Below are 15,900 nucleotides of genomic sequence, written 5' to 3'. Positions count from 1 at the left end.
ACATCACTGTTGCCCCCCACTCTGAGGAGTACACAACATGGCCGGAAACCCGAAGAACATTGCTCTCGAGCCCGCAGGTCAGGAGTTCGTCGACGCGACCGCGAACCCGCCGTTCCTCTACCAGCTGCCGCCGGCGGAGGGGCGAAAGGTCGTCGACTCGGTCCAGGACTCGCCGATCTTCAAGCCGGAGGTTGATGAGGAATGGCTCGAGATCGCGGGCGGTCCCACTGGCACGGTGAAGATCCGTATCGTCAAGCCGGCTGGCACGACGAGCAACCTCCCGGTGATCCTCTACGTGCACGGCGCTGGCTGGGTGTTCGGTGACGCGCACACTCACGACCGTCTCGTTCGGGACCTCGCCATTGGCTCGAACGCGGCGGTGGTCTTCCCCGAGTACGACCGCTCCCCGGAGTCGCCGTACCCGGGTCCACTCGAGCAGTCCTACGCAGCGGCGAAGTGGGTCGTCGAAGAAGGCGCCAACAAGGGTCTCGACGTCTCCCGATTCGGTATCTCCGGCGATTCCGTCGGCGGCAACATGGCGATCGCGATCTGCCTCCTCGCCGCCGAGCGCAACGACGACATCGTGTTCCGCAAGCTCGTCGCGTTCTACCCGGTCACGAACGCCGCGTTCGACACTGGCTCGTACGAGGAGTTCGCGGAAGGGTACTTCCTCAGCCGTGACGGCATGAAGTGGTTCTGGGACCAGTACACAACGAGCGAGGAAGAGCGCGCACTTCCGACGGTTTCCCCGCTTCGCGCCTCGCTTGAGAAGCTCGCAACCATGCCGGAGACGCTCATCATCACCGCCGAGGCCGACGTGCTTCGCGACGAGGGTGAAGCGTTCGCTGCTCGTCTCCGCGAGGCGGGTGTCAAGGCGACCAACGCCCGCTTCGGCGGTATCCACCACGACTTTGTCATGGTCAACTCGGTCCACGACACCGAAGCATCCAAGCACGCGCTGATGCTGGCGACCGCGTCGTTCAGCGCCGCTCTGGCCTGACTCGCAGGGGCAGGGCGATCTGATTGGTTCGTCCTGCCCCGACGGTGCCGCGGTCCATGAGCGCAGCCGCCGAGGCAGCTAACTGCACAAGCGATCAAGTAAGGAATGAGCGGCGTGGACAGCGTGGTGCTTCGGCCAGCAGGGCTGACCCGCCTGGACGGACAGGTCGAGACTTGGCGTGGTGTGAACGGGGCGATCGTCACCGACGACGTCACGCTTGAACGGCTCCGTAGGCTCGCAATCCCGCCAGCGTGGACGCACGTGTGGGCGAGCAGCGACCCAGATGCTGCCGTCCAGGCCACCGGTCTCGACGCGCGGGGGCGGACGCAGTACCGGTACTCACTTGAAGCACGAGCGCGAGCTGACGAGAACAAGTTCTCACGAATGCTTGAGTTCGCCGAAGCGCTCCCGGCCCTTCGGCAAACCGTGCAGAGGCACTTGACCGCGCCAGTCGAGAATCACACGACGCTGCACCGCGTCGTGGCGTCCGTTGTGCGCCTTCTCGACTTTGGGCTCTTCCGTATCGGTAACGAGCGGTACGCCAAGAGCAACCACACCTATGGACTTTTGACCCTCCGCCGGCGGCATGTTCGCGTCTCGGGAAGCGTGATGAATTTCGAGTTCGTAGGGAAGGAACACCTTGAGCATGACGTCCTGGTCGAAGACGCCGATGCTGCCGCTGTGGTGAGAGCGCTGCTCAATCGATCCGACGACCCGTCCGAACGATTGTTCGCCATTGGTGCCCCGCCAGCTCAGCGAGCGCTCAGCAGCGCAACCGTCAACTCCTACCTCCACTGCCACAGCGGACAAGCCGCAACCGCGAAGGTTTTCCGGACATGGGGAGCGACCGTTGCCGCCGCGACCGTCGCCGCTGGGGCGCCTCTGAGCGAAGGGCTGCCACGTCATCGCGCTCTGGCGCTCAACGCCTTCGAAGCTGCTGCTGAAGTACTCGGAGATACTCCGGCCGTGGCTCGGGCGTCCTACGTTCACCCGGCGGCGCTATCGGTTGGAACGGGCAATGCGGTGCGTGAAGCCGTCGAGCGTGTCCTCACGGACAAACCAGCGGCGACGTACCGAAGCGCGATGCGAGACCCAACAGTGCAGGCGACCGTCCTCAAATCGCTCCTGACGTCAGTCAAAGCAAACTCTTCAATGGTGAAGAAAGGTTCCTCAACATGAACTCCAACCCGAAGGTCAGCATTGGCATCATCGGTGCCGGAAACATCGCCACCGCGATCGCGACGCGTGCCGCTGCGACCGGGCGACACGACGTGCTGCTGAGCAACAGCCGAGGTCCTGAAACCCTCGCGGAACTCGTCGCCCGGTTGGCTGGAGTCAGGGCAGGCACGGTTGAGCAGGCCAGCCAGGCGCAGATCGTCGTCCTTTCCGTGCCGTGGAGCGCAATCCCAAAGGCGGTCGGCGCAGTTTCGGACTGGACAGGCAAGACCCTGATCGACACGACGAACCCGATCGAACCTCCTACGTTCCGCGCCGCTGAACTAAACGGGAAGACCTCGAGCGAGGTAGTTGCAGCCCTGACGCCGGGGGCGAAGTTGGTCAAGGCCTTCAACACACACAACCCGGGAGCACTGGCAAGCGACCCGTCAGTTGCCGGAGGCACCCGAGTGATGTTCTACTCCGGTGACGACCCCGAGGCGAAGCAGTCCGTTCAGGAATTCATTTCTGGCCTAGGGTTCAAGGCCGTCGATCTCGGTGGGCTCGCAACCGGGGGTGCCATGCAACAGTTCCCGGGAGGTCCGCTCGCCGGGCGGGACCTCGTCCAGTTGTAAGCGTTCCGGTATCGACACGCGCTTCGCCTGAGGCCTCGGCAGTGCCGCACGCCGGCGGCACCACGAGCGGCTCGTCAAACCTGCTCCGCGGGGCAGTCATAGCCCGGTGGAACTTAGCCGTCGGGCTTGGAGTTGTGACCCGTTCGGCTGACTGTTCACGTTGCGGCAATGTGGGCTGGGCAGTCTTTCCGCATGACACAATCCACGAGCTCGCACTGGTTCGGTCACTGCGCGACGGCTGTCCGAGGGTGGCTGCTCTCCCAGCCAGGCTCCCCGCTCCCCACCGAGGTGTTCGACGCCGTCATCGGAGCAGGCGGCGTGCCCGTTCGGATCGAAGCGCCAGACGGAAGCCGATCGGAGGCGTATTACCTGCATCCCGCCGACAGCGCGTACCTGACCGAGCTAGCCAGGGCAGGTCGTTGAATCCGGCGTCTCGATGTCACGACGGTTTGCCGCCCGCCTCGAGAGTGTGCACGGACGGCCGGATCGCCAGTGCACAACCCTGTGCTTCGTGCCGGACGTGCGCCCGCTGAGTGTTGCTTGATTAGTAGCAGCGCTCGTCTGCCCGCCTCACCGAGAGCGTTCGTCTGTTCAGCGCCTTGTGGTCCTGAGATGGTTCGACGCGCGTCCGCGGAACCGGACTCGCATCGAGGTGCTGAGGCACTCGGGCGAACGAGCCCTAGACCTTGGCCGTGCCACCGGTACACTGCTCGAACTTGCGCTTGCGCCAAGCAGTGTTTAACTGTGAGCTCTAACCGGCAAGGCCCGGAAGGACCGTGGCTCTCCGCGCCGTCGCAACTCGAGGAGTGCCATGGACCCGGTATCGACGATCACTTGGATCGTGCTCTTCGTGCTCCTAACGGTCACTGTCTCAGGGCTCTCCGGAAAAGTCGGCTGGTCCGCCCCCGTGGCCCTCGTCTTGGTGGGCGCGGTCCTCTCGTTCGTGCCGCAGGTACCGGCCATCGAGATCGAACCCGAACTGGTGCTTTACGGAATTCTTCCTCCGCTGCTATTCGCATCGGCTATCCGCACTTCGTTCTCTGACATCCGCAGCGGCGGGGACAGCATGTTGCTGCTGTCCGTAGTGCTCGTTGCTGTAACTGTTGCAACGGTTGGAGTGACCGTCTGGCTTCTCGTGCCTGCGGTCCCACTCGCCGCCGCCCTCGCCTACGGAGCCGTTGTCGCTCCAACTGACGCCGTGGCCGTCACTGCTGTGGCAGGACGATTACGCTTGCCCCGACGGGTGCTTTCGGTACTCGAAACGGAAAGTCTGTTCAACGACGCGGCAGCGCTCGTGGCTTTGAATGTGTCCATCGTCGCGATCGCCAGTGTTGTCGAGCCATGGATGATCGGAGCCGAGTTTGCGCTGGCGGTTGCGGGCGGAATCGGCGTCGGACTCGTTGTCGGTTTCGTTATCGCCCAGGTCCGGCGCAGGCTCAGCGCTCCTGTTCTCGACACTAGCTTGTCGCTCGTGACTCCATATCTGGCTTTCATCCCGGCTCAAGAGGTCGGCGGGTCGGGAGTCGTCGCGGTGGTTGTTGCCGGACTCGTTCTCGGCGCGAAAAGCCCGCAGATTCAGTCCGCGCAGGCTCGCATCGCCGAGGCGATAAATTGGCGCACCATCAGATTCCTGCTCGAGAATGCGGTCTTCCTCGTTATTGGGTTGAGCTTGTCGGGGATCATAGCCGGACTTGAAACTTCGTCTGTGGGCTTTTGGGCGATAGTGGGCCTTTCCTTGGCGGTCCTGCTGGTCCTCGTGCTCTCTCGCTTCGCCTTCGTGCTCACTGGCACGCTGTTGTACCAGTACGGGTCCGCCTTGATTCGACGCCGCGCCTGGGGCTGGAGGACGGGCGTCGCGCTGTCGTCCGCGGGAATGCGCGGCGTCGTCACGCTTGCAGCGGCATTCCTTCTTCCCGAAACGACGCCAGAACGGGAGTTGTTGCAGTTTCTCGCCTTCATCGTTGTGGCCGGGACGCTCCTCGGCGGCTTGGCGCTGCCCGTCATCGTTCGTGCTTTGCGCCTGCCTCCGCCGAACGCCGACCAGGAACGCGTTGAGCGTCAGTTGCTGATGGCAGAGGCGCAACGTGCAGGGCTTGATCGGCTCGCCACTGAAGAGACGGAGGGAGTCGAGGATCGAGTGATGCAGAGACTTCGCACCAACGCGTCGTTCCTCACTGATGCCCTGGAGAACCCGACGCCCCCCGCGTCAGAGCCGCTCCCTGACAGCTATCACCGCCTGCGCTACTTGATGCTTTACGCGGAGCGCGATGCTGTGGCCGCCGCTCGCTCGGAAGGGCGTTATCAGGACCCAGCGGTCCGCTCCGTCCTGGCAAGCATCGACGCCGAAGAACTCGCCCTCCGTGTCAATGCGCCTACAAAAAGCTCTGACGACGAATAAATCCCACTGGAACTGCCACTGATGCTCATAAACAGGGGCGGCGGCCCGTGGTGCCGGTACTGGCTGTGTCGACGGGCCAGCTAGCGTTGCCGAGACTTCCCGTGGCGAGCTGCGGAGCCACGGGAGGAGGAGGAACAACTGCCGGCTCGACGCGGAGCCAAGTTACGTCAGGGTACGGATAGCGCTCAGCGGCTGTGACCTCGAGCATTCATGGTGAGCAGTGTCCGCTCTCATGATTTGGAGGTCCGGTGCCTGATAACACCACGAGCATCGTCCAGGCAGCCGCAGAATCGCCGCTCGCGGACCCGGTAACGGTCCCGGCGTTTCTCTGGGAGGCCCACCCAGAGTGGCGGAACGGGATCGCACACGGTGACCTCGCCGACTCGGGCGGCCTGATCTACCAAGGAGGCCAGTGGTGACAAGCGACGAGTCTCTCGGGGGGCAACTCAATCGTGAGGTCGCTCCCAGCGGTACGGGTTGCGTTGAGTGCACCATCGATGGGTCGTGGTGGGTCCACTTGCGTCGCTGCGGCGCCTGCGGCCACGTCGGCTGCTGCGACGACTCAATGAATCGGCATGCCCGGTCCCACGCGTCCCACACCGGCCACCGGTTCATTCAGTCCTTCGAACCGGGGGAAGACTGGATCTGGGACTTCGCTACACGATCGATCGTCTCGAACGGTCCCGCGTTAGCTCCGCCAACAGCGCATCCGTCCAGCCAGCCGGCCCCGGGACCCGAAGGATCGGTGCCACCTAACTGGATGGATCAGCTGAATGATCGCAACCAGCGGGAAGCGCAGTAATAAGCTTCAGCCGTAACGTCGGTCCGGGCTGTTGGACACGGGCGCGAGCGTCTGTTCCGGTCTCTACGTCAACTGACGGATGCGTCCCCCTTCGGTATCGAGCAATATTCTTCAAGGGATTGAAGGCGCAACTCCGTAGGTTGCCCACCTCCTGTGTCGCTCGTGAAGGGAACAAATGATGGGAACAGTCGTCTATCAACATGGGTGGGGTTCCCCGGAGGTGCTAGAGATTGCACAACGTGTGGCGCCGCGGCCTGGGCGGAATGAACTTGGAATTAAGCAGGAAGCGGTTGGTCTGAACCATTTGGATCTGCTTTTCCGTCGTGGCCCGTTTCGGCCTCCGAGTGACCCATTCGTCAATGGCTTCGAGGGTGCTGGCGTTGTGACTGCTGTTGGTTCGGGGGTTGAATCATTCCAGGTGGGCGACCGGGTAGGGTACTTCTCCGCCAGCGGGGCTTATGCGGCGGAGCGCACTGTTAGCACGAGCGACGTGGTCCGGCTGCCTGCCGCGACTTCCTCGCTCCGGGCTGCGGCGTTGATGACGAAAGGTTTGACTGCTCGGATGGCGCTGCGCCAGGCATACCAGGTGCAATCCGGAGACGTCATCATCGTCACTGGAGCGACGGGAGCGATCGGCTCGATCCTTACGCTGTGGTGCACGTCACTGGGCGCCAAAGTAGTTGCAGTTGTTGGATCCGCGGCTAAGGCAGAACAGGCGGTGGCGAACGGAGCAGTTGCGACCGTCGTCAACGGTACCTCAATCAAAGCCGTGGTCGACTCGGTCACGCTTGGAGGCGGAGCCGACGCCGCGCTAGACGGCGTCGGCGGTGACCAGGTAAGCGCGCTCATTCCCGCTGTTCGCCGAGGGGGCTACATCGTCTCATATGGGAATGCTGCGGGGAGGGCTAACCCCGACCGCGTGGAACTTGAACGACGAGCAATCTCGTTCGATGATCCGCCGCTGAGCAAGTACCTGCACGGCCAAGAAGAAGCTCAGCGTGCTGTCGACGACATCTTCCGCGCGGATGACCATGGTGTCTTCGCGGCGCTTCCGGTGCGAGAACTCGAACTCACGGAAATCCGTCGAGCTCATGCGGACCTTGAGGAGCGCCGGATCCTCGGTGTCACGGTTCTCACCACCTAAAAGGCAGATGCGGCTTTAGCGGCTCCACACGCTGCTGAAAATCCTGGATTCGTTGGCAACGAAACGCCCGAACGGGCAGTGAGAAAGAGGGAATCTAATGGAGTACTACGAAGGTAAGGTCGCCGTTGTCACGGGAGGTGCCCGCGGCATCGGAGCAACAATCGCAAAGAAGCTTGCAGGGTACGGTATGCACGTAGCGTTTAGCTACGTGCAGTCCGCCTCGGCGGCAGAGGAAGTTGTTGAAGCCATTCAGCAACTAGGGCGCAAGGCAAGGGCCTACCGTGCAGACCAAGGCGACCCCGAGTCCGTGTCCGCATTCATCCGTTCGGCAGCCGACGATTTCGGACACATCAACGTCCTCGTGAATAGTGCGGGCGTATTCACGACGGGTACGGTCGACTCCGGAGCGATCGATCAGCAAGCATCGGACCGGCAGATCGATGTGAACTACCGCGGTGCGGTCGCTACGGTGAAAGCCGCGAGCAGCCACATCGTCGATGGAGGGCGGATCATCGCGATCGGTACGAGTGCCGCGTACAAGCCGCTGATCTCGCCGGGCCTGGGCGAGTATGTCGCAACGAAAGCGGCGCTTGCGGCTTTCGCGAAGGGCGCCGCATTGGACCTCGCAGGCCGCGGTATCACCGTCAACATCGTCGAGCCTGGTCCGATCGACACAGACATGAACCCTGACGGGACCGATTCCGCCAGCGCCATGAAGGCACGTGTTCCGCTCGGGCGGTACGGAACCGCCGACGAGGTCTCGGAACTTGTCGCCTATCTCGCGGGTCCACATGCAAGCTTCATCACCGGGTCGCAGATCATCATCGACGGCGGCCTCACTGCCTGACCGAACGTGAAACGCTAACGGCCCCGAGCGAAAGCTCGGGGCCGTTAGTTCTGTCATCAGGGAGCGGTTCGTGGGCCGCGACAATCAGAGTCCGGGTCGACAGCCGTTCTTGACGTTAGTGCCTTACGGTTCTGTTTTTATTGCTTGAGGTCGCGCTGCCCCGCTCAGCGCGACCTCGAAGGCTATTCGGAAGCTACGAGGACGGCCCTGATCGGTTGGCGGAGCGCAAGCAGGACGGGGATGGCGCTAGCGGCGACGAGGACGATGGCGCATGCAGCAGAAGCAAAGCCCGCTTGACCTAGGCCGAAGTCTGGTGCGGTTGCCGCTACTCGGCTAAGACTCAAGGCGACGGCGCCTGCGGTGAGGGCAAGAACAATCGCGCTAGCAAGAATTGCAGTGACGACGAGGATGAGAGCTTCCCAGACCGCACGAAGGAGGACCACTGTTCGGGTGCCGCCCGCAGCTTGAACGAGTGCAGCTTCTTGCTCGCGCGTTCGAGTTGCCATCAGAACGGTAGCTGCCGCTCCGGAAAGGGATACGAGGAGTGAACCTCCGACAAGCAGGAGGAAATTTGCTGGCGCAAGATATCCCGCGGTGTTGCCCGTCGCGGCGGCGGTAGCATTGCCCAACGTGGCAAAGCCGGCGTAGAGCGATCCTGGCAGGGCGATGGTCACGAGAAGGGCGTTGATAGTCGCGGTACTTCTCGTCGCTTGGAACTGCGCCGCGTTCCGGGCAAGGAACCAGGAGGCGGACAGTCGGGCGGGTACCAGGGTCGTCCACATCCGGAGGATGGCGGGAAAAACGGCGGGGCCGGCGGCCGCCATGGACGCCGTGAACAACGGTCGGATTACGAGTATCTGATTTCCTCCGCTGACGCTGTCACCGCTGACCAGAGACCACGTCATTGCTGCGGCGATCGACAGTGTCGCTGCCGCGACCAACCAACGCACCAGAGTCATCGTCCCGCGGCTCTGTGTCGACTCGCGGAGGACTTCGATCGGCCGTACGGAACCTACTCGCCGCGTGGCTGGAAACCCGCCAAAAGAGACGACGACAGTTACGACAGCAATCACGATCAGGCCACTGATCAAGTTGAAGTCGATGTCAATGTCCCGTAGGCCCATAGACGCTGAGAGCCCGAAAGTAAGGAACGCGGGGATGAACGGCGCTGCGATAGCGGTGCCGGCGGCGGCACCGATGAGGGCGACGATCATCAACTGGGCCCGAACGATCCACGTGACCCGCTTCCCAGTGATGCCGATGAGTTGCCAAAGAGCATAGCTGCGTCGCTGCAGATTGACAGTGAGTTGAGCGACGCTACCAAGTACTACGATCGCTGCGATCACAGTGAGAACGACCACCGCCGAGGCGAGGACAGTAAGCGCAGCAAGGGTGTAAAGGGTTAAACCGATACCCGGGACTGCTGCAGGTTTGGTTGACTCCTGACGGGTAGGGGCGTTGGCTCCTGCTGGAAGGATGTGCGCCATGGTGAAGGCGTATCCGGAAGAGTTCCGCCGTGATGTGATTGCGGTCGCCCGGAAGGGTGAGACGTCGGTGCGGCAGGTCGCGAGGGACTTCGGTGTCTCCGAGTCCTGCCTGGCCCGCTGGCTGCGGCTCGCGGACCGTGACGACGGCGTCAATGTTGCAGCGGCGCCGTCGGCGAAAGCCGTTGAGCAGGCGGAGCTGCGGGACGCGCAGAAACGGATTCGGCTCCTCGAGCAGGAGAACGAGATCCTCCGTCGGGCGACCGCGTATCTGTCGCAGGCGCATCTCCCAAACTGATGGACCCGCTGGTCCTCGAACTCGCCGCCGACCGGATCCCGGTCGCGGTGGCCTGCCGGGTGCTGGGCTTCTCGAAGCAGGCGTTCTATCGGTGGCGTGCCAGTCCGGTGACCGATCGCGACTGGGCGGACGCCCACCTCACCAACGCCGCGATCGACGCGCACCGCGACGACCCGACGTTCGGGTACCGGTTCATCGCCGACGACCTGCATGCAGCCGGCCATCGGGTGTCCGAGCGTCGGGTGTGGCGGTTGTGCTCGCAGCAGCAGCTGTGGTCGTTGCATGCGAAGAAGCGCGGCCTGAATCGCAAGGCCGGGCCGCCGGTGCATGACGACCGGGTTCGGCGTGCGTTCACGGCGCCGGACCTCGACAAGCTGTGGTTGACGGACATCACCGAGCATCCGACGGGTGAGGGGAAGCTCTATCTGTGTGCAGTGAAGGACGCCTGTTCCCGTCGGATCGTGCGCTACTCGATCAGCGATCGCATGCGGTCCTCGCTCTCTGTCGCGGCCCTACAGATGGCGGTGGACCGCCGGAACCCGGCCGGGACGGTCGTGCACTCGGACCGCGGCAGCCAGTTCCGGTCTTGTTGAAGCGATTCGGGCACACAGTGGTGGGCACCGCAGAGGACGCCCCGCAACTCATCGACCGGGTCAGAGTCCTCGCGGACGCCGGAGACCTCCCCGATGTCGTCCTTACCGACGTACGGATGCCGCCGACGGGCACCGACGACGGCATCCGGGCAGCGATCACGTTGCGTCAACGGTATGAAAATCTCCCAGTCGTTGTGCTGTCGCAGTACGTCGCCGACGCATACGTGCAGGAACTGCTCGATGACGGCCGCGGCGGCGTCGGCTACCTGCTGAAGGACCGCATCGGGAAGGTGCCGTCGTTCCTTCGCTCAGTCGAGACAGTCGCCGATGGCGGGGTCGTCGTCGACCCCGAGGTCGTACGCCATCTCACCGGTGACCGGGCTGCAGTGACACCGTTGACGCGGTTGACGGAACGGAAATACACGGTCCTGACGCATATGGCGGAAGGTGCATCAAACACGGATATAGCCCGGTTGCTGCACCTGTCGGATGCTTCGGTAGCAAAACATGTCGGCAACGTTTTTATGAAACTCGACCTCCCACCGGAAGACACGAATCGTCGAGTGCGAGCAGTGCTGACCTACCTGCGGGAGAAGCGTTCATAGTACGCAAGCAACCCAGTGCTCCATCCGTTTGACGGGGTAGTGCCAGCTCTACCATGATTCACAAACGGCTCTACTGACTCCGCGCTTCATCGCAGGTCTACTAGATCTTGTGACACCAACGGACAAGCGGAAGCAGCACTCCGACGCAGATCAGTGGAAGTCCGAGCGGGCGACGGTCGCCGTCGTCGGCGCAGGCGCAATCGGTTCCACTCTCGCAGACTCTTTGAGCCACAACGCCAGAGTAATCCTGTGCCGCCGGAGTGCACCCCGCCCGATGCGGCTTTGCTTCTCCGGGCTCGAACGGGTCATTGGAGCTGAGGTTTGGGCGGAGCCCGAGCAAGCCGAACCCGTCGACTGGGTAGTTATCGCCACGAAAGCGCAGGACACCGGCCTGGTCGGCGACTGGCTGCGCCGCCTCGTGGGCCCGCACACGAACGTCGTTGTCGCGCAGAACGGCATCGACCATGAAGCCCGGCTGCCGGCATGGATTCCCCGCTCCCAGATCCTGCCCGCCGTCGTGTACACCGCTGCGGAACGAACCGGACTCGATCAGGTAACGGTGCACAACTACGGCAGCTTGGCGTTGCCAGAGACTCCGGTCGCGCTGCAATTCGCGGAACTAGTCAGGTCTCTCGTCAGCGTGCATTTCGAGGCAGACTTCCAAGCAGCCAGCTGGTGCAAATTGATCATGAACGCCGCGATCAGTTCCGTCACTACGTTGACATCTCGCTCAGTGTCAGTGACGGCGAACTCTGCTGTCGCTGAACTCGTAGACGGCCTCCTCGAGGAGGGGATCCGCGTTGCCGCCGCCGCGGGCGTGCGCATCAGCAGCACCGAACGTGGTGGGATGCTCACCCAGATTCGTCAACTTCCGCGCGCACACCGCACCTCCCTCGAGGTGGACGCAACGCTCGGTCGGCCCACGGAATACGAGTTCCTCAGCGGAGCGCTGCTGCGATACGCCGTAGCAAACCGCATCGCCGTACCGCGGCTCGCGTCCGTACATGCGCTACTCAGCGCGCTGCTGCAGCCAGCCCGGACACAGCTGTAGTCCAAGTGATGGCGAGAACGGACGCATGACGACGCGGCCCGGTTTGCCCCTCACCTTCGAACCTATCCCTCATCGAATTCCGCATCTGACCCCGCTGAACCTGGCGACCAGCGTCAAGGCACGTCTCACTGCAGCCGTTCGGCTGCATGCATCCCCTATGGAAGGAAAGTCATGCGTCTCCTCTTCGCCGCAGTTCCCGCACTCGGTCATCTGCTACCCCTCGCCCCGTTCATTCACGCCGCCCGCGAGGCCGGCCACGACGTCGCGGTACTCACCAGCGCTGGCATGGCACCAGCGATGGAACTGGAACTACCGGGTGTGACGCTGCTGCCGGCAGGTCCGATGCCGCCAGAGCTGTTCGCTGAGGTCGCCCGCCGCGTCCCGGGTAGCGACCCCGCCGCGGCACCAGAACCGGCCGCGGTCGCCGAGTTCTTCGCCGGCGTTCGCGTCGACCTCTCCGCCGACACTGCCATCGAGGAAGCCACCCGATGGCAGCCCGACGCGATCATCGCTGACGCGGTCGACTTCGTCGGACCCCTCGTCGCAACCGCGCTCGCTATTCCGCACGCGCTCGTCGCATTCGGTCCGGCGCTCCCCCCGGAGTTCACCACCCCACTGTTCTCCGTCGTTGCGTCACGGTATGCGGACCGAGGCTTGGCGCTGGTACCGCCAGCGGCAATGTTCGACCCGGCGCCGTCACTGCTGCAGCCCGACGGTTGGGTTCCGCCGGAGTTCGTCATCCCGTTCCAGCCGGCACCACACCAGCGGGAAGACAGTGCAGCGGCGAACCTGTTCGCGAGTGCCGGTGAGCGCATCCCGGTCTTGCTCACTCTCGGCACCGTATTCGGGAACGACACACTTCTCGGCGCACTCGTATCGAACCTCGAATCGGAGCAGACCGACGTCGTCGCGACAGTGATGGAGAAGGCCGAGCAGCACCACAACACGGACCACGTCCGCTACGAGGCGTTCCGCCCACTTGCCGAACTGCTCCCCGGCGCGAGCGTCGTCGTCAGCGCCGGCGGCGCGGGAACGGTCCTTGCAGCGCTGAGCCAGGGGATCCCCCTCGTCGTGATCCCACAGGGCGCAGACCAGTTCATCAACGCCGAGCGCGCCGCTGCCGCCGGCGCAGCCAAAGTGATCAGCGACCCGGCCGACACCTTGGATGCGGTGCTCGAGGTGACCGCCGATGCGCAGTACGCCGCCGCCGCCGCCGCAATCCGCGACCAGATGCGAGGTCGACAGACACCCCGTCAGGCCATCGAAACGTTCCTCGCGCAGGTCGCCGCTGCCGCCAGCCAGTAGCACCAACCCACACGACGCCGGCCGGACACGTCACAGCTTCGAGCAAGCAGACGCGTCCGGCCGGTCTGCATGTGACCATCAGTGCCCGCTCAGACCAGTCGGACCACCGCCGAAAACTGTTCCGCAACGTGCTGTTGTTCTCGCCGGCATCCTGCGAGCCCCTGGGCTCACAGGATCGACGGTGGTTATCGCGGCTACGCGGCTACGCGGTTCGCCGCGATGACGCTCACTGAATGAACTCGTGACCTGAACTACCTCAACTTGTAGCTACTGCCGGGTCTGATTGGCCGGGCTGCCGACGTCGATGACGGGGTGGCAACGGGGGCGCTGAAAGGTACGTCAAGTCACGGATGCCCTGCACCAGCCATCGTCCCCATGCTGAGTGAAAGCCGAGGACGTGCGGAGGATGCGTCAATCACTTGGTCGCAGGAACAACGAAAGAGACACCATGCAAGAGATCACCTTCGGCCTCGATACTTTCGGCGACGTGCCAACCGACGACGCCGGCGTCTTCGTCAGCCACGCGCGATCAATACGCCAGCTCGTCGACGAGGCGGTACTGGCCGACGAACTCGGGGTGGATGTCTTCGCAGTCGGGGAGCACCACCGCCCCGAGTTTTCCGTCTCGTCGCCCGAGGCGGTCCTCGCCGGTCTCGCCACCGTGACGAAGCGCATCCGCCTCAGTTCAGGCGTAACGGTGCTCTCATCCGACGACCCGGTCCGCGTCTTCGAGCGCTTCGCCACCGTCGACGCACTCTCCGAGGGACGCGCCGAGGTGATCCTCGGCCGCGGATCCTTCACGGAGTCCTTCCCGCTGTTCGGCTACGACCTCGCAGACTACGACGTCCTGTTCGAGGAGAAGATCGCCCTGTTCGCCGAGCTCCTCCGCGAGGAGCCCGTCACCTGGAGCGGGACGACCCGCGCGCCGCTCGTCGACGCCGACGTCTTCCCGAAGACCGAGCACGGCCTCCGCACCTGGGTCGGCGTCGGCGGCTCTCCGCAGTCGGTCGTGCGGACCGCGCAGTACGGGTTCCCGCTCATGCTCGCGATCATCGGTGGGCAGCCCGAGCGCTTCGCACCGTACCTCGACCTGTACCGCCGGGCGGCGGAGCAGTTCGGTACTACGGCGCACCCGGTGGGCATGCACTCGCCTGGCTTTGTCGCCGACACGGACGAGGAGGCCGCGGAGCTGTTCTGGCCGCACTATCGGGTCGTCCGCGACCGGATCGGTGCCCTCCGAGGTTGGCCGCCGGTGACCCGCGCTGAGTTCGATGCCGAAGTCTCCACCGGTTCGATGTACCTGGGCGCGCCGGAGACCGTCGCGCAGCGGATCGCCCGTGCCGTGGACGCGATGGGCGTCGGTCGCTTCGACATGATCTACACCTCCGGCGGCCAGTCGATGCGAGCCCGCACCCGCGCGGTGGAGCTGTACGGTGGCGTCGTCATTCCCCGCGTGCGCGAACTGCTCGCCGAGCGCGCGGACAATCGTGAGGCCTCGGCGTGACCGGCAGCGACGCACCGCTTGACGGATCCTCGTTGCCGGCCCCGGCCCCGGCATCCCGGACCGCGTCCGGCTGGTCCTCTCCGTCATCACCCCACTAACAGAGCCTTTGAAGGCCAACGAAATAACTGTCTGAGCCGGCGTCGTCGTTCTCGCCTTACCGGACGGGCGTCTCGGCAGAGTTCCGACCGAGTGCCTCATCAACCCACTCGCTGGTGGACGAGGCAACCGCCTCCGCCGCAGCTCACTCTCCGTGAGCGCCAACGGCGCGCTGCCGCAGCACGCCCCACCTTCTTCCCGCTCCACGCGGGAGAGCATCACAACACCACCTCGAAAGGGACCAGCCCTATGTCAGAACTCCGTATCGCCGTCATCCTCGGCAGTACCCGACCCGGCCGCAATGGGAAGGGCGTCGCCGATTGGGTGATGACACAGGCGGCCGATCGCGAGGTCAGCTACGACCTCGTCGACCTTGCCAACTACCCACTGCCTCACCTTGACGAGGCTGCGCCACCCGCCACTGGCGCATACGCAAACGAGCACACCAAGCAGTGGTCGGCGAGGATCGCGCAGTACGACGGGTATATCTTCGTCACCCCCGAGTACAACCACTCCACCTCCGGCGTGCTGAAGAACGCCATCGACTACCTCTACAACGAGTGGAACAACAAGTCGGCTGGCTTCGTCTCCTACGGCAGCCTCGGCGGTGCACGCGCCATCGAACACCTCCGCGGCATCTCCGCCGAACTACAGCTCGCGGACGTACGTCAGCAGCTCAGCTTCTCGCTCTTCACAGACTTCGAGAACTACAGCACCTTCACGCCAGGACCGCAGCACACCGATGCTGCCCAAGCTCTGTTCGACCAAGTCGAAGCCTGGGCCGGCGCACTGAAGACGCTACGAAGCTGACCCCACCAGGCGCAGGAGCGCGCCCGCGCTGATCACGCCAAGGAAGCGAAGCACCCGCCCGACTTCGGCCGGCCGGGTGCTTCGCCGTGTGCGAGCAGAACGCAGACTTGAGAGAAGCTTGAAGTGCTTTCACTTCGTGTCATGCGTGCGCGGCAACCCCAATTCGAACGAAG

At 63.9% G+C, this 15,900-nt stretch carries 13 protein-coding genes and 2 pseudogenes; 14 read left to right on the top strand and 1 reads right to left on the bottom strand.

Annotated features, from left to right (window positions below):
• Nucleotides 1-37: 37 nt before the first annotated feature.
• The 8 genes and pseudogenes from DEI91_RS00810 (at nucleotide 38) to DEI91_RS00780 (ending at nucleotide 7,981) form a co-directional block, all read left to right on the top strand.
• Nucleotides 38-1,000, top strand: a complete 963-nt coding sequence (locus tag DEI91_RS00810) for an alpha/beta hydrolase (protein WP_110904423.1) — start codon at nucleotides 38-40, stop codon at nucleotides 998-1,000.
• 114 nt (nucleotides 1,001-1,114) lie between these two features.
• Nucleotides 1,115-2,179 (top strand): DNA topoisomerase IB, encoded by a 1,065-nt coding sequence (locus DEI91_RS00805; protein ID WP_181439418.1) that lies wholly within the window; start codon nucleotides 1,115-1,117, stop codon nucleotides 2,177-2,179.
• Nucleotides 2,176-2,790, top strand: coding sequence for an NADPH-dependent F420 reductase (locus DEI91_RS00800; RefSeq protein WP_110904421.1), 615 nt, complete (start codon nucleotides 2,176-2,178; stop codon nucleotides 2,788-2,790). Before DEI91_RS00805 ends, DEI91_RS00800 begins: the two co-directional genes overlap by 4 nt.
• A gap of 811 nt (nucleotides 2,791-3,601) precedes the next feature.
• Nucleotides 3,602-5,188, top strand: coding sequence for a sodium:proton antiporter (locus DEI91_RS00795; RefSeq protein WP_111050497.1), 1,587 nt, complete (start codon nucleotides 3,602-3,604; stop codon nucleotides 5,186-5,188).
• 412 nt (nucleotides 5,189-5,600) lie between these two features.
• Nucleotides 5,601-5,990 carry a UBP-type zinc finger domain-containing protein gene (locus tag DEI91_RS00790; protein ID WP_309148034.1) on the top strand — a complete coding sequence of 130 codons (390 nt, stop codon included), beginning with the start codon at nucleotides 5,601-5,603 and terminating at the stop codon, nucleotides 5,988-5,990.
• Nucleotides 5,991-6,165: 175 nt separating this feature from the next.
• Nucleotides 6,166-6,483: pseudogene (locus DEI91_RS16885) on the top strand (alcohol dehydrogenase catalytic domain-containing protein); the annotation flags it as partial.
• 69 nt (nucleotides 6,484-6,552) lie between these two features.
• Complete coding sequence (locus DEI91_RS16540; RefSeq protein WP_258368899.1) at nucleotides 6,553-7,134, top strand: zinc-binding dehydrogenase; 582 nt, start codon at nucleotides 6,553-6,555, stop codon at nucleotides 7,132-7,134.
• A 97-nt stretch (nucleotides 7,135-7,231) separates the two neighbouring features.
• Nucleotides 7,232-7,981, top strand: coding sequence for an SDR family oxidoreductase (locus tag DEI91_RS00780; protein WP_110904417.1), 750 nt, complete (start codon nucleotides 7,232-7,234; stop codon nucleotides 7,979-7,981).
• 182 nt (nucleotides 7,982-8,163) lie between these two features.
• Here the strand turns inward: DEI91_RS00780 and DEI91_RS00775 are convergent, their stop codons facing one another.
• Nucleotides 8,164-9,468, bottom strand: coding sequence for an FtsX-like permease family protein (locus DEI91_RS00775; RefSeq protein ID WP_111050853.1), 1,305 nt, complete (start codon nucleotides 9,466-9,468; stop codon nucleotides 8,164-8,166).
• Here DEI91_RS00775 and DEI91_RS16535 point away from each other — a divergent pair.
• From DEI91_RS16535 to DEI91_RS00740, 6 genes and pseudogenes are all read left to right on the top strand, one after another.
• Nucleotides 9,467-10,350: pseudogene (locus DEI91_RS16535) on the top strand (IS3 family transposase); the annotation flags it as partial. The gene DEI91_RS00775 and the pseudogene DEI91_RS16535 overlap by 2 nt on opposite strands.
• Before the next feature lie 26 nt (nucleotides 10,351-10,376).
• Nucleotides 10,377-10,961 (top strand): response regulator transcription factor, encoded by a 585-nt coding sequence (locus DEI91_RS00760; RefSeq protein WP_258374238.1) that lies wholly within the window; start codon nucleotides 10,377-10,379, stop codon nucleotides 10,959-10,961.
• 109 nt (nucleotides 10,962-11,070) lie between these two features.
• Nucleotides 11,071-12,012, top strand: coding sequence for a ketopantoate reductase family protein (locus DEI91_RS00755; RefSeq protein ID WP_181439414.1), 942 nt, complete (start codon nucleotides 11,071-11,073; stop codon nucleotides 12,010-12,012).
• Between the two features lie 171 nt (nucleotides 12,013-12,183).
• Nucleotides 12,184-13,317: a glycosyltransferase gene (locus tag DEI91_RS00750; RefSeq protein WP_111050491.1), complete on the top strand. Its 1,134-nt coding sequence runs from the start codon at nucleotides 12,184-12,186 to the stop codon at nucleotides 13,315-13,317.
• A gap of 448 nt (nucleotides 13,318-13,765) precedes the next feature.
• The gene (locus DEI91_RS00745) at nucleotides 13,766-14,821 is read left to right on the top strand and encodes an LLM class flavin-dependent oxidoreductase (protein WP_111050490.1); all 1,056 of its coding nucleotides are present in this window, start codon (nucleotides 13,766-13,768) and stop codon (nucleotides 14,819-14,821) included.
• A gap of 345 nt (nucleotides 14,822-15,166) precedes the next feature.
• Nucleotides 15,167-15,727 carry an NADPH-dependent FMN reductase gene (locus tag DEI91_RS00740; protein WP_110904413.1) on the top strand — a complete coding sequence of 187 codons (561 nt, stop codon included), beginning with the start codon at nucleotides 15,167-15,169 and terminating at the stop codon, nucleotides 15,725-15,727.
• The last annotated feature ends 173 nt before the right edge of the window (nucleotides 15,728-15,900 follow it).

This window comes from Curtobacterium sp. MCBD17_032, assembly GCF_003234855.1.
In the GTDB taxonomy this organism is placed as follows: Bacteria; Actinomycetota; Actinomycetes; order Actinomycetales; family Microbacteriaceae; genus Curtobacterium.
Note: the sequence above shows the minus strand (reverse complement) of the source record. Positions and strands in the feature narration are given on the sequence as shown.

Bases quoted from the DNA above. Each gene is read 5' to 3' on its own strand.
- DEI91_RS00800 (WP_110904421.1), top strand. From the start codon at position 2,176: ATGAACTCCAACCCGAAGGTCAGCATTGGCATCATCGGTGCCGGAAAC.
- DEI91_RS00750 (WP_111050491.1), top strand. From the start codon at position 12,184: ATGCGTCTCCTCTTCGCCGCAGTTCCCGCACTCGGTCATCTGCTACCC.
- DEI91_RS00740 (WP_110904413.1), top strand. From the start codon at position 15,167: ATGTCAGAACTCCGTATCGCCGTCATCCTCGGCAGTACCCGACCCGGC.
- DEI91_RS00745 (WP_111050490.1), top strand. From the start codon at position 13,766: ATGCAAGAGATCACCTTCGGCCTCGATACTTTCGGCGACGTGCCAACC.
- DEI91_RS00775 (WP_111050853.1), bottom strand. From the start codon at position 9,468: ATGGCGCACATCCTTCCAGCAGGAGCCAACGCCCCTACCCGTCAGGAG.
- DEI91_RS00810 (WP_110904423.1), top strand. From the start codon at position 38: ATGGCCGGAAACCCGAAGAACATTGCTCTCGAGCCCGCAGGTCAGGAG.
- DEI91_RS16540 (WP_258368899.1), top strand. From the start codon at position 6,553: ATGGCGCTGCGCCAGGCATACCAGGTGCAATCCGGAGACGTCATCATC.
- DEI91_RS00795 (WP_111050497.1), top strand. From the start codon at position 3,602: ATGGACCCGGTATCGACGATCACTTGGATCGTGCTCTTCGTGCTCCTA.
- DEI91_RS00780 (WP_110904417.1), top strand. From the start codon at position 7,232: ATGGAGTACTACGAAGGTAAGGTCGCCGTTGTCACGGGAGGTGCCCGC.